General features: G+C 74.8%; 13 protein-coding genes. 9 read left to right on the top strand and 4 right to left on the bottom strand.

The genetic code is table 11. From position 1 onward, the window contains the following. Window positions 1-3: 3 nt before the first annotated feature. Window positions 4-915 (bottom strand): polysaccharide deacetylase family protein, encoded by a 912-nt coding sequence (locus tag ACWEQL_RS06145; protein WP_452148978.1) that lies wholly within the window; start codon window positions 913-915, stop codon window positions 4-6. Window positions 916-1,187: 272 nt separating this feature from the next. Between ACWEQL_RS06145 and ACWEQL_RS06150 the strand changes: the two genes are divergently transcribed. Beyond that, complete coding sequence (locus ACWEQL_RS06150; RefSeq protein WP_452148979.1) at window positions 1,188-1,394, top strand: hypothetical protein; 207 nt, start codon at window positions 1,188-1,190, stop codon at window positions 1,392-1,394. Between the two features lie 162 nt (window positions 1,395-1,556). Then, window positions 1,557-2,162 carry an AAA family ATPase gene (locus tag ACWEQL_RS06155; RefSeq protein WP_452148980.1) on the top strand — a complete coding sequence of 202 codons (606 nt, stop codon included), beginning with the start codon at window positions 1,557-1,559 and terminating at the stop codon, window positions 2,160-2,162. A gap of 18 nt (window positions 2,163-2,180) precedes the next feature. Here ACWEQL_RS06155 and ACWEQL_RS06160 read toward each other — a convergent pair whose 3' ends face one another. Next, window positions 2,181-2,690 carry a DinB family protein gene (locus tag ACWEQL_RS06160; protein WP_452148981.1) on the bottom strand — a complete coding sequence of 170 codons (510 nt, stop codon included), beginning with the start codon at window positions 2,688-2,690 and terminating at the stop codon, window positions 2,181-2,183. 310 nt (window positions 2,691-3,000) lie between these two features. Here ACWEQL_RS06160 and ACWEQL_RS06165 point away from each other — a divergent pair, with 310 nt between their 5' ends. From ACWEQL_RS06165 to ACWEQL_RS06180, 4 genes are all read left to right on the top strand, one after another. Beyond that, window positions 3,001-3,858 carry a glutamate ABC transporter substrate-binding protein gene (locus ACWEQL_RS06165; RefSeq protein WP_452148982.1) on the top strand — a complete coding sequence of 286 codons (858 nt, stop codon included), beginning with the start codon at window positions 3,001-3,003 and terminating at the stop codon, window positions 3,856-3,858. A 10-nt stretch (window positions 3,859-3,868) separates the two neighbouring features. Beyond that, window positions 3,869-4,534: an amino acid ABC transporter permease gene (locus ACWEQL_RS06170; protein ID WP_452148983.1), complete on the top strand. Its 666-nt coding sequence runs from the start codon at window positions 3,869-3,871 to the stop codon at window positions 4,532-4,534. Then, window positions 4,531-5,457 carry an amino acid ABC transporter permease gene (locus ACWEQL_RS06175; RefSeq protein ID WP_452148984.1) on the top strand — a complete coding sequence of 309 codons (927 nt, stop codon included), beginning with the start codon at window positions 4,531-4,533 and terminating at the stop codon, window positions 5,455-5,457. Before ACWEQL_RS06170 ends, ACWEQL_RS06175 begins: the two co-directional genes overlap by 4 nt. A gap of 212 nt (window positions 5,458-5,669) precedes the next feature. Beyond that, on the top strand, window positions 5,670-6,101 hold the full coding sequence (locus ACWEQL_RS06180; RefSeq protein ID WP_452148985.1) for a YciI family protein: 432 nt from the start codon (window positions 5,670-5,672) through the stop codon (window positions 6,099-6,101). A 49-nt stretch (window positions 6,102-6,150) separates the two neighbouring features. Here the strand turns inward: ACWEQL_RS06180 and ACWEQL_RS06185 are convergent, their stop codons facing one another. Together ACWEQL_RS06185 and ACWEQL_RS06190 are read right to left on the bottom strand one after the other, a co-directional pair. Next, window positions 6,151-6,807: a phosphatase PAP2 family protein gene (locus tag ACWEQL_RS06185; protein ID WP_452148986.1), complete on the bottom strand. Its 657-nt coding sequence runs from the start codon at window positions 6,805-6,807 to the stop codon at window positions 6,151-6,153. Further along, window positions 6,804-8,246 (bottom strand): diacylglycerol/lipid kinase family protein, encoded by a 1,443-nt coding sequence (locus tag ACWEQL_RS06190; protein ID WP_452148987.1) that lies wholly within the window; start codon window positions 8,244-8,246, stop codon window positions 6,804-6,806. The genes ACWEQL_RS06185 and ACWEQL_RS06190 overlap by 4 nt, the downstream gene beginning before the upstream one ends. A 283-nt stretch (window positions 8,247-8,529) precedes the next feature. On the opposite strand from ACWEQL_RS06190, the gene ACWEQL_RS06195 reads away from it, so the two are divergent. From ACWEQL_RS06195 to ACWEQL_RS06205, 3 genes are all read left to right on the top strand, one after another. Continuing rightward, a complete protein-coding gene (locus ACWEQL_RS06195) occupies window positions 8,530-9,339 on the top strand; it encodes a class I SAM-dependent methyltransferase (RefSeq protein WP_452148988.1) in 810 nt (269 codons plus the stop codon). Window positions 9,340-9,496: 157 nt separating this feature from the next. Next, window positions 9,497-10,858, top strand: a complete 1,362-nt coding sequence (locus tag ACWEQL_RS06200) for a condensation domain-containing protein (RefSeq protein WP_452148989.1) — start codon at window positions 9,497-9,499, stop codon at window positions 10,856-10,858. Between the two features lie 169 nt (window positions 10,859-11,027). Then, window positions 11,028-12,407 carry an MBL fold metallo-hydrolase gene (locus ACWEQL_RS06205; protein WP_452148990.1) on the top strand — a complete coding sequence of 460 codons (1,380 nt, stop codon included), beginning with the start codon at window positions 11,028-11,030 and terminating at the stop codon, window positions 12,405-12,407. Window positions 12,408-12,493 lie beyond the last annotated feature (86 nt).

Raw genomic sequence — 12,493 nt, forward strand, 5'->3', positions numbered from 1 at the left:
GTCTCAGCCCACCACGTCGGAGAGGCGGACGAAGCGCCGGCCCGCCGCGAGCAGCGCGGGCAGGGCCGTGGCGACGCCGCGCGCGGTGCCGCCGCCCGGGTGGTTGAGGTGCCCGATCACGATCGCGCCCGGCGGCGCGGCCGCCACCTCGCCGTGCACCTGCGCGGCGGTGAAGGTCGCGCCTCCGTCCCCGTTGACGGTGAACCCGGCGACCCGCTGCCCGAGCCCGGCGACGATCCGGGTGGCGACCTCGTCGTAGTGGGCGGTGCCGGAGCGGAAGAACCGGGGCGGCCGGCCCAGCAGGGCGGTGAGCTTCGAGGTGTTGCCGACGATCTCGTCGTACACCTCGCCGACGTCCCGGGTGCCCGCGATGCCGTACGCGGAGCGGCCGGTCACCGAGAGCGGGCGGTGCGCGGTGCCGTGGTTGGCGATCTCGAACAGCGGGTCGGCGGCGAGCCGCTCGAAGGCGGCGGGGTTGGCGTCGATCCAGCGCGCGTTGAGGAAGAGCGTGGCGGGCACCGCGTGCTCCCGCAGGAGGGCGATCAGCTCGGCGTCGTAGCCGCTGCCGCCGGGGCCGCCGCAGGCGTCGAAGGTGAGCGCGAGGGCCCGTTCGCCGTCCGGCAGCCGGGTGGCCACGCCGGGCACCTCCAGCCCCCAGCACTCCGGCGTCAGGCCCCCGTACCCGGCCACCACCGCCGCGCGGCCCAGCAGCGGCGGCCGGGCAGGGGCGGACGCCGGTGCGGGCACGGACGTGACGGACGGGGGCAGGGCGGACGAGGACGCGACGGACGAGGCCTCGGTGGACGGCGGAGCGGCTCCCGAGAGAGCCGGGGACGCGGGCGCCCCGGGTCGCGAGCAGCCCGCCAGCGCTCCGCCGGCCGCCACCGCCAGCACCCTCCGCCGGGTCAGCGCCACGCCAGCCTCCCTACCGCCCCATGGGCCCAGACTTTCAGTACGACAAGCCGATCATCCGCTCAACCCTCCCCACTCCACCCCCGTCGTTACCCCCGCCACCGCCCCCGGCTCCCCGATTCGGCCGATACCCGTGGCGCTCGGCTCACCGGCGGTTCACGAACGGTTCACCGGCGGGGGTAGGCACCCCGGGCCCGCTCCGCCCGCCGAAACCCCGCACCCCCGCACACTCGCCCCCCGCGCCCGAGCCGCGAGCCCCGACCCCGGAGGACCCGATGACCGAGGAGCACACCGCACAGCCGCCCGCCGACCGCGCCCCCTGGCGGACCACCGCCTCGCTGGCCTGCCACGTCCGCGCGGAGGTGCGCAGGCCCCGGTCGGACGGCTCGCCGGGCCGGGGCAACGCGATGGGCCCGGAGCTGCCCCGGGGCCCGATGGCCGCGCCCACCAACCCGATCACGCTGGGCGGCGAGGAGGGGTGACGCGGAGCCCGCGGGGCGGTGGCCGGGAGGACTGCGGCCACCCGTTTGGACTAGGTTGATCTCCGTCACGAGCGACCCGGCCGGCGGTGGGCCCGATCGTCCCCGCCCGGCCGTGCGTGCACGTCCGACCGTCCGTCCCGGCCCTCGAAGGGATCAGCAGCTGTGAACCGAACGACCGAGGGTGGGCCGGGGGCGGCGGGGCGGGGCGCACAGGTCGGCGGCGGCCGGGGCGCGGGCGGTGTGATCGTCCTCACCGGTCCGCCCGGGGCCGGGAAGAGCACGGTCTCGCCGCTGCTGGCCGACGGGCTGTTCCCGAGCGTGCACCTGCACACCGACGACTTCTGGTCGGCGATCCGGCAGGGCTTCGTCCCGCCGTACCTGCCGCAGGCGCACCGGCAGAACGGCACGGTGATGACGGTGATCGCGCAGGCCGCGTTCGGCTTCGCCTCGGGCGGCTACCAGGTGGTCGTGGACGGGGTGGTCGGGCCGTGGTTCCTGGACGCCTTCCGGCGCGAGGCCCGGGCGACCGGCTCGGCGCTGCACTACGTGGTGCTGCGGCCCGACCTGGACACCACCCTGGGCCGGGCCACCGGGCGCGGGCCGGACGCCCTGACCGACCCCGACCCGGTGCGCGACCTGCACGGCCAGTTCGCCGACCTCGGGGCGCTGGAGCGGCACGCCGTGGACAGCTCCGGGCTGGACGCGCCCGCCACCGCGTCGGCCGTGCTGGACGGGCTGCTGCGGGGGGCGTACCTGCTCAGTTGGTGAAGCCCTGCCCGCGGGACGTCAGGCGCCGACCGTCCCGTCGACGCCCTCGCGCAGGAAGTCCGCGTGGCCGTTGTGCCGGGCGTACTCGTGGATCAGGTGCAGCATGACCAGCCGCAGCGACACGTCGGCGTTCCAGCGGGGCTGGTGGCCGGTGACGTCCAGGGAGGGCGCCTCGCGCTCGATCCGGCGGGCGTGCTCCACCTCCTCCTCCCAGGCGGCGAAGGCCTCCTCTCGGGTGCAGCCGGTGGGGTCGTACGCCGCCTGGTAGTCGCCGTCCTCGGGGGACCAGCGCAGCGGCAGGTCCTGCTTGTCGATCACCCGCCGGAACCAGGTCCGCTCGACCTCGGCCATGTGCCGCACCAGCCCGAGCAGGCTGAGCGTGGACGGAGGGCTGGCGGCGAGGCGCAGCTGCTCGTCGGTGAGGCCCTCGCACTTCATGGCGAGCGTGGCCCGGTGGAAGTCGAGGTAGGCGCGCAGGGTCTCGCGCTCACCGCCGGTGAGCGGCGGGGCGGGGCGTTCGTCGGTCACGGGGCGCTCCTCGGCGTTCTCTTGTCGACGGTCCGTCAATCACCGTACCGGCCCGGCGCAACCGGTTTCCGGCGCGGGCGCGGCCGTCGGCACCGCACTGTTGCGCCCACCGGCATCGCACGGTCCCGTCCGCCGGCGCCGTACGGGCCCGTGCGTCCGATCGCGCGGGCCCGTTCGCCCGGCCGCGTGATTCCGCTCGGCCGGGCGAACGGCAGCGTTCGCCCGTTCGGACGCGGACGGCGTGGAGTTCCCGGCCGATGGGCGGATCGTGGAGGGGGAACACTGCCCGCTCGCACGAGGGATGGACACCATGAAGCTCGCCAAGGTCACCGCCGCGGCCGTCACCGCGCTCGCGCTGTCCCTCACCGCCGCCGCCTGCGGGGACGACGACGGCGGTTCGGGCGGCGGGAGCGCCACCACCGGGGGCGGCGGGGAGAAGATCACCGTCGGCATCAAGTACGACCAGCCGGGCATCGGGCTGAAGACCCCGGACGGCCAGTACACCGGCTTCGACGTCGACGTGGCCACCTACGTCGCCAAGCAGCTGGGCTACGAGCCCGGCGACATCGTCTTCAAGGAGGCCAAGAGCGCCGACCGCGAGACGCTGCTCCAGCGCGGCGACGTCGACTTCATCGCCGCCTCCTACTCGATCACCCCCGCCCGCTCGGAGAAGGTCGACTTCGCCGGCCCGTACCTGCTGGCCCACCAGGACGTGCTGATCCGGGCGGACGACACCAGCATCACCAAGCCCGAGGACCTGAACAACAAGAAGCTCTGCTCGGTCACCGGCTCCACCTCGGCGCAGAACGTCAAGACCAAGATCGCGCCCAACGCCCAGCTCCAGGAGTACGGCGGCTACTCGGAGTGCCTGACCGGTCTGGAGAACAAGGTCATCGACGCGCTGACCACCGATGACTCGATCCTCGCGGGCTACGCCGCGCAGGAGCAGTTCAAGGGCAAGTTCAAGCTCGGCGGCTTCAAGATGAGCAACGAGAACTACGGCATCGGCGTCCAGAAGGGCAGCGAGCTCAAGGACAAGATCAACACCGCCCTGCAGCAGATGGTCCAGGACGGCTCCTGGGACGCGGCCGTCCAGAAGAACTTCGGCCCGGCCAACTACCAGAACGAGCCCGCGCCGCAGATCGGCGTCGTCGTCCCCAACGCGTGATCCCACCGCCGTGTTCGACTTCCTCCAGGGCTACGACCTGCTGGGCGCCTTCTGGGTGACGATCCAGCTCACCTTCTACTCCGCCATCGGCTCCCTGATCTGGGGCACCCTGCTGGCCGCCATGCGGGTCAGCCCGGTGCCCCTGATGCGGGGGTTCGGCACGTCGTACGTCAACATCGTCCGGAACATCCCGCTCACCGTGATCATCGTCTTCACCTCGCTGGGTCTCTTCCAGACCCTGGGCGTCACCATGGGCGCGGACAACTTCACCACGATCAACTTCCGGCTCGCCGTGCTCGGCCTGATCGCCTACACCTCGGCCTTCGTCTGCGAGGCGCTGCGGTCGGGCATCAACACCGTGCCGATCGGCCAGGTGGAGGCGGCGCGCGCGGTGGGCCTGCGGTTCTCCCAGGTGCTGAGGCTGATCGTGCTCCCGCAGGCCTTCCGCTCGGTGGTGGGCCCGCTGACGAACGTCCTGATCGCGCTGACCAAGAACACCACGGTGGCCGCGACGATCGGCGTCGCCGAGGCCGCGGCGCTGATGCGGGTCATGATCGAGAACGAGGCCCAGCTCATCCTGATCTCCGCCATCTTCGCGTTCGGCTTCATCTGCCTCACCCTGCCCACCGGGCTGTTCCTCAACTGGGTGGGCCGCAAGGTCGCGGTGCGGCGATGACCCGCGCCTCGGTGCTGTACGACGCCCCGGGGCCGCGGGCCCGACGCCAGAACCTGCTGTTCACGGTGGCGTTCCTGATCGCGCTGGCCGCCGTGGCCTGGTGGGTGGTGCAGAGCCTCGCCGACAAGAACCAGCTCGCCTGGGAGAAGTGGCAGCCCTTCTTCACGGACTCCCGGGCCTGGGAGACCTTCCTGCTGCCCGGCCTCAAGAACACCCTGATCGCCGCCTCGCTCGCCATGGTCATCGCGCTGCCGGCCGGGGCCCTGTTCGGCATCGCCCGGCTCTCCGACCACCGGTGGGTGCGCGGCGCGGCCGGCACCGTGGTGGAGTTCTTCCGGGCCATCCCGGTGCTGATCCTGATGCTGTTCGCGAACGCGGCGTACGCCGAGTTCACCGACGTCAGCCCGGACAGCCGGCCGCTGTACGCGGTGGTCACCGGCCTGGTGCTGTACAACGCCTCGGTGCTCGCGGAGATCGTCCGGGCCGGCATCCTGGCGCTCCCCGAGGGGCAGTCCGACGCCGCGAAGGCACTGGGCCTGCGCAAGGGCCAGACGATGCGCTACGTGCTGCTGCCGCAGTCGGTCACCGCGATGCTGCCGGCGATCGTCAGCCAGCTGGTGGTGATCGTGAAGGACACCGCGCTCGGCGGGGCGCTGCTGGGCTTCTCCGAACTGCTGGCCTCGGTGCGCCCGATGAGCGCCAACTACGGCGCCAACACCATCGCCAGCTTCACCGTGGTCGCGGTGATCTTCGTGGTGCTGAACTTCGCGCTCACCACCTTCGCCGGCTGGCTGGAGCGGCGGCTGCGCCGCGGCAAGCGCTCCTCCGGCGCGGTCGTCACCGCGGAGACGGTCGAGGAGCTGGCCACCCCGGGCGAGCACCTGGGCCACGACGACCTCGGCGGTCCGGGCCCGCGCCGCTGAGCCGCCGTACGGGCGGGCCCGCACCCACACCGCCGTACGGGCGGGAAGCACACCGCGGAGCCGTCGCGCCCCCGCGCGGGCGGTCCGGTGGAGGGTTCCCACGGTCCGGTGGAGGCTTCCGGCGGTCCGGTGGAGGCTTCCGGCGGTCCGGAGGAGGGTGGAGAGCGGGGCGGGGTCGCGCGCCCTCGGCTCCCGACGAAGGAGGCACCACCGTGCGCTACATCATGCTGGTCAAGGCCACCGCCGAATCCGAGGCGGGCGTGATGCCCGGCAAGGAGGTGTTCGCGGCGATGGAACGCTACAACGATGAGCTGCTCGGAGCCGGTGTCCTGCTCTCCGCCGAGGGCCTGCTCCCCAGCGACCAGGGGTTCCGGGTGACCTTCGGCGAGAACGGCGCCACCAGCGTCGCCGACGGCCCGTTCGGCGGGACGCAGGAGCTGCTGGCCGGCTTCTGGCTGATCGAGGTGGCCTCCCCGGAGGAGGCGCGGGAGTGGGCCCGCAAGGTGCCGTTCGAGCCCGGCGACGTCCTGGAGGTCCGCCGGGTCGGTGAGGTCGCCGACTTCCCGGAGGACGTCCTGCCCGCCGACTCCCTGCTGCGCGAGCAGGCCCGCCGGGACGCCGAACGCCGCCCGGGCGGCCGCTGAGCATCGGGCGGCCGCCGAGCGTGAGCCGTGCCTGCGACCGCTCCGGGCCTCAGTGGGCCCGGCGGCCCGACCAGGCCGAGGCGACGGCGAGCGTGGCGGTCGCGCAGGCGGTGCCGAGGACGGCGCCGGCGGCCACGTCGCCCGGGTAGTGCACCCCGGTGTGGACGCGCGAGTAGCCGACCGCCGAGGCGAGGGCCGCGAGCGGCAGCGCGGTGACCGGCAGCAGCGTGCCGACGGCGGTGGCGAAGGCGACGGCGGAGGCCGTGTGGCCGGAGGGGAAGGACGCCGAGGCCGGCATCGGGACGTGCCGGTCCACGCTCACCCGGGCGGCCTCCCGGTCGGGCCGGGCCCGGCGGACCAGCCGCTTGCCGAGCAGGTTGGCCCCGGCCGAGGCGCAGGCGATCGCGGCCACCCCCACGACCGCGGCCCGGCGCGGGCGCTCCCCGCACAGGGCGAGGCCCACGGCGACGGTGAACGAGATCTTCGAGTGGTCGGCGGCGTGGGAGAGCCGGCGCAGGCTCCGGTCGAGGGTCGGGGTGGGGGTGGCGGCGACCGCCGCGTAGAGGGCGCCGTCGATGGTCCGCAAGTCCCCGAGCACCGCCCGGCCGTCCGCCAGCAGGCCGGACAGGCCGCCGCGCACGGGCCGGCCGGGGCCCTCCTCGGTGGCGCCGGCGGCGTCCGCGGCGGCGTGCTGGGGTTCGGTCACGGTGTGCTCCCGGTTCGCTGGGCTGCTGGGTCGGCCGTCCCCGCCGGGTCGGCCGCCCTCATCTCCCCCGCCGCCTCCCGCACCGCCGGGTCCCCCGCCCTCATCTCCCCCGCGTCCCGCGCCGCGGCGGACGGCCGGCCGAGGGCGAGATCGAGGATGTCCCGCCAGTTCAGCGCCGGGGTGGGCGCCACCGTGCCGGGCCGGTCCCGGGGCACCAGGACCCGCAGCGCGCGCGGGCGCAGGTCGCAGACGACGGGCGTGGGCAGGGTCAGCGCCTCGCCGTCCACGGCCACCGGGATGCTCCCGGTGCGGGCGGTGATCTCCACCCGCCGGGCGGTGAGCACGTTCAGCCCGCTCGCCTGGGCACCCCGGACGGCGAGGTCGGCGGCCTGTGCCGCGTTCTCCACCCGGATGGCGATCACGCCCAGCACCCCGCCGTCGAGCCGGGCCCGGCGGCCGGTGCCGAGCGTGTCGCCGGAGCCGTACGGGTTGTTGCTGATCAGCAGGGCCTGCTGCTCGCTCAGCCTGGCCTCGTCGGCCTGCGCGTCCAGGCGCTCGCCGGCGCCGGCCAGCAGGTCGGGCATGGCGTCGAGGATGGTGCCGGCCTTGGCGTCGCGGTACTCGGGGCGCTGGACGATGTCCGCGTAGACGCCGAAGGAGACGGTGTTGACGAAGGCCCGGCCGGCCACCGTGCCGAGGTCGATCCGCAGTTCCTCGCCGTCGGTCAGCGCGTCCAGGCAGCGGGAGGGGTCGGTGCGGTCGAGGCCGAGGTCCATCGCGAAGTGGTTGCGGGTGCCGGCCGAGACGACCAGGAACGGTACGTCGTGCTCGGCGGCGATCTGCGCCACCAGCGCCTGCGTGCCGTCGCCGCCGGCCACGCCCAGCAGGTCGGCGCCCTCGGCGACGGCCCGGCGGGCCAGTTCGGCGACGTCCTGCCCGGCCCCGGGCCGCAGCAGGATCACCCGGGCGCCGAGTTCCTCGGCCCGTTCGACCAGGTGGAACTTGCCGACCTTGCCGCCGCCCGACTTGGGGTTCATCAGGATGACCGGGTGCCGGGGGCGGTGCGCGCGCGTGCCGTGCACCCGGGCCGGGCGGCCGGGCCGGCGCAGCGCCGACCGGGCGCAGGCCAGCGCCACGCCCCACAGCAGGAACGCGGTGAGCGCCTCCGTCCAGAGCCCGGCCACGGTGAAGCCGACCAGCAGCGCGACGGGCGCGGCGACCGCGAGCAGCGCGCCGAACACCCGGACCGCACCGCGCCGGGACAAGAACCACCAGGCGCCCATCGCCCCGCCCGCCAGGGCCAGCAGGCCGATCAGCAGCACCAGCAGCCCGCCGTCGCCGAAGGCCACCAGGACGACGACCAGGGTCGCCAGCGCCGCCAGTACGGCGCACCGCGCCAGCAGCCGCGCCCGGCCCGGCGTCACGGGCTCACCCACCATCGCACTCCCCACAATCCCGGCGAACGGATGTCGCCCCAGCCTGTCCCCTACCACCCGCACCCGCGCCCCCACACACCCGACCGGGTGAACGGGGCCGCCCGCCAGGCCCGCCTCCCCGCCCCGGTACCCCGTCTCCGCCCGGTGATGCGCGGACCGCCGGATCCCGGTACCCGTCGGTCACCCACGCCCGCCGTTCGTCACCGCGCGTGTCCGCCCGGACCGCTTTGGGTACGTACCCCGGCGCGCGTCCGAGGGCCGGACGCGGCGAGGAGGCGGGGCAGCGATGGAACGGGACCACATTCCCCCGGCCGTGCGGCGGACGTACGGCGAGGACGACCTGGCGACGGCGGCCAGCTTCGCCGGGGGCTTCATCAACTTCGGCGACTGGAGCGGGATCGACCTGACCGCGCCCGGCCAGGAGGAGCGGGTGCGCAGCCAGGAGCAGTTGTACCGCCGGGTGCTGCGGGCCCTCCCCGGGCCCACCGGGCGGCCGGCGGTGGCGGAGGTGGGCTGCGGGCGCGGGCTCGGGGCGGCGCTGGCGCTGCGGGAGTTCCAGTTCGCCTCGGTGACCGGGGTGGACATCCACCCGGACCAGATCGAGCGGGCCCGCGCGGTCAACGCCAGGGCGCTGGCCACCTTCCCCGACCGGCTCGGCTACGCCCTGGGCGCCGCCGCCGACCTGCCCTTCGCGGACGCCTCGCTGGACGGCGTCTACTCGGTGGAGGCGGCCCAGCACTTCCGTGAGCTGACCGGGTTCGCCAAGGAGGCGGCCCGGGTGCTGCGGCCCGGCGGGCGGCTGGTGGTGACCACCTTCTTCAGCTCCGGCCCGGCGGCGGACGGGCGGATCGCGGAGCTGCTGGAGAGCTTCGCGGACGGGCTGGACGTGGCGCACCCGCTGGACGGCTTCACCGCCGACCTGACGGCCGCGGGCTTCGGCGCCGTGCGCACGGAGTCGATCGGCGCCGACATCTGGCCGGGGCTGGACCGCTATCTGCGCGACACCGTGCCGCAGGGCCACTGGACGCGCGACTTCCTGACGGCCTGGCAGGAGGGCCTGCTGGACTACCACCTGGTGACCGCCGACCGTTCCTGACCCCTCCGCCATCGCCTTCCCCCGCCCCGGCCCGGCCCAGGATCATCGAATTGGTCTGGACCTCGACGGCGGCCCTCCGGTAGTCCACACTCGTGCCCCAGGGCTTGAAGACGGCCCCAGGAACCTCATCCGCTTTCGCCCATCGGAGAGTTGCACGGTGACCACGAGTACAGAGCTGGAGATCGCCCTCGCGTCCGGACGGTCGGGGGCCGGGCCCGCGACCTGGGGGCAGCAGGCGATCTGGGACACGGTCAGCGGGCTGGGGCCGGCCGACGCGCCGCGGTACAACATCGTGACGGCGGTTCCGCTGGAGCCGGGGGTGCCGATACCGGCCCTGCTCGAAGGTCTGCGGCAACTGCTCATGCTGCACGACGGGTTGCGCACCCGGCTGCGCGCCGACGACGCGGGCCGGCTGGAGCAGGTGGTGGACGCCGGCGGTAGGCTCGCCGTCGCCGTACGGCGCTGCGCGGACGACCCGGCGGAGGTGGCGGAGGCCGGGCGGCGTCTGCGCGACGAGCTTGCCGGGCAGCCGTTCGACGTCTCCGAGCAGTGGCCCATCCGCGCCGGTTTCGTCGAAGTGGCGGGTCTGGCACGGCACTTCACGCTGGCGCTGTCGCACACGGCGGTGGACGGCTTCGGCATGCGATGCCTGGTGAACAACCTGACCGCGCTGGTGCTGGGCGAGTCGGCGGCTTCGCTGACGCGGCTGCGGCCGTCCCTGCAGCCGCTGGAGGAGGCCGCGTTCCAGGTCTCGGAGCGCGGGCAGCGCCGGGACGCGCGGGCCCGGCAGCACTGGCGGCGCAAGCTGCGGCTCGCCCCGGAGCGGCTGTTCCCGCCGGCCGGGCCGGCCGCGCCGTTCCCGAACGCGGTGCTGGACTCCCCCGCCCTGGCCAGGGCGGTGCCGCTGGTCTCGGCGGGGCTGCGGGTGAGCACGCCCTCGGTGCTGCTCGGCGCGGCCGCCGCGATGAGTGCCCGGCTGTCGGGCGGCTCGGAGGCGGTGATGCAGGTGGTGGTCAACAACCGCTTCCTGCCCGGACTGGAGCACGCGGTGAGCGTGGTGGCCGGCGACGCGCTGTTCCATCTGCCGGACGCGGACGGGGAGTTCACCGAGGTGCTGCGGCGTTCGCACGCGAGCTCGCTGGCCGCGTACAGCCACGCCTACTTCAACCGGCGGCTGCTGGATCAGGACGTGGCGGAGCTCACCGGGCAGGGTCCGCTCGCGGACCGCTCCTGCATCCTCAACGACACCCTCGACCTGGCACCGACGACCCGGACGGCCGGGCCGGCCGGCGAGGAGCCGTTGAAGCGGGCCCTGGAGCGGACGACGCTGCGCTGGCCGGTGGAGTTCGAGCCGCGCCGGGGGCTGTCCTTCGCCCTGGACGCGGCGCGCACCCCGGGCAGTCTGGAGCTGGCGATGACGGCGGACGGCAGCGTGCTGCCGCGCGCGGACGTCGAGCGCTTCCTGCGCGGCATGGAGGAGCTGGTGGTCACGGCGGCGCTGGCCCTCGGCGGGGAGTGAGCCCGGACCTGGACCTGAACCTGGACTCGAATCGGAACGCCCGAGGTCGGATACCCCCACCCGTATCGCAGATCACAGTCCCGCCGCTTCGCCGAGAAATACCCACGGGGGTATGGTCGAGGTGTCGGCCCGGAGGTTTCCGGGCCGGCACCCCGCACCAGGAGGTCCCGTGTTCTTCGCCCAGTACTACCTCGACTGCCTCTCCCAGGCCTCGTACCTGATCGCCGACCGCTCCACCGGCCGGGCCGTGGTGGTCGACCCGCGCCGGGACGTGGACGAGTACCTCGCGGACGCCGGGGCGAACGGCTTCACGGTGGTCGGCGTGATCAACACCCACTTCCACGCCGACTTCCTGGCCGGCCACCTGGAGCTGGCCGCCCGGACCGGCGCCTGGATCGGCTACGGGCACCGCGCCGAGACCGAGTACCCGATCCGCCGGCTGACCGAGGGCGAGCGGATCACCCTCGGCGAGGTCGAGCTGGAGATCCTGGAGACCCCCGGCCACACCCCCGAGTCGATCAGCGTGCTGGTCCGCGAGCACGCGGCCGACGAGGTCCCGTACGGGGTGCTGACCGGCGACGCGCTGTTCGTCGGCGACGTCGGCCGGCCCGACCTGCTGGCCTCCGCCGGGGTCACCGCCGAGGAGCTCGGCCGGATGCTGTACGACAGCGTGCAGCGCAAGCTGATGGCGCTGCCCGACGCGGTCCGGGTCTTCCCCGCGCACGGCGCCGGCTCGGCCTGCGGCAAGAACCTCTCCACCGAGCGCCACTCCACCATCGGCGAGCAGCGCGCCGGCAACTACGCCTGCGCGCCGATGACCGAGGCCGAGTTCGTCGCACTGGTCACCGAGGGCCAGCCCGCCGCACCCGGCTACTTCGGCTACGACGCCGAGCTCAACCGGCGCGCGCACGGGCTGTTCGACCCGGCCGCCACCCACGCGCTCGACCCCGGGGAGTTCCTGGCCCGGCGGGCGGCCGGCGCGGTGGTGGTGGACGCCCGCGACCCGCTGGAGTTCGCCGCCGGCCACCTGGCGGGCGCGCTGAACGTCCCCGCCGACGGCCGCTTCGCCGAGCAGGCCGGGACGGTGCTGACGCCCGACCGCGAGCTGCTGGTGATCGCCCCCGAGGGGCGCGGCGCGGAGACCGTCACCCGGCTCGCCCGGATCGGCTTCGACCGGGTGGCCGGCCACCTGGCCGACGTCCCCGCCGTCCTCGGCGGCCCGGGTCACCCCGGTCACGAGGTCCGCCCGGCGCCCCGCCGTACGGTCGCCGAGCTGCGCGCGGCGCTGGCCGGCGAGCGTCCGCCGCTGGTGGTCGACGTCCGGGGCGCGGCCGAGCGGGAGGCCGGCCGCATCCCCGGCTCGCTGCACATCCCGCTCGCCGAGCTGCCCCGCCGGCTGGCCGAACTGCCCACCGACCGGCCGGTGGTGGTCCACTGCGCCGGCGGCCACCGCTCCTCGGTGGCGGCGAGCCTGCTGCGCCACCACGGGCTGGACGGCGCCGGCGACCTGCTGGGCGGCTACGCGGCCTGGGCCGAGACGGACGCCTGAGCCAGGACGACCGTGGACCCCCGCCCGGCCGCGGGCCGGGTAGCCGATCTGCGGCGGACGGTCGTTGCCGATCATCGTGACCGCGC

The sequence above is a fragment of the Kitasatospora sp. NPDC004240 genome, assembly GCF_053603215.1.

What these genes read in the sequence shown, in the direction of transcription:
- ACWEQL_RS06150 (WP_452148979.1), top strand. Translation starts at nt 1,188, where the DNA reads ATGACCGAGGAGCACACCGCACAGCCGCCCGCCGACCGCGCCCCCTGG.
- ACWEQL_RS06175 (WP_452148984.1), top strand. Translation starts at nt 4,531, where the DNA reads ATGACCCGCGCCTCGGTGCTGTACGACGCCCCGGGGCCGCGGGCCCGA.
- ACWEQL_RS06195 (WP_452148988.1), top strand. Translation starts at nt 8,530, where the DNA reads ATGGAACGGGACCACATTCCCCCGGCCGTGCGGCGGACGTACGGCGAG.
- ACWEQL_RS06165 (WP_452148982.1), top strand. Translation starts at nt 3,001, where the DNA reads ATGAAGCTCGCCAAGGTCACCGCCGCGGCCGTCACCGCGCTCGCGCTG.
- ACWEQL_RS06190 (WP_452148987.1), bottom strand. Translation starts at nt 8,246, where the DNA reads ATGGTGGGTGAGCCCGTGACGCCGGGCCGGGCGCGGCTGCTGGCGCGG.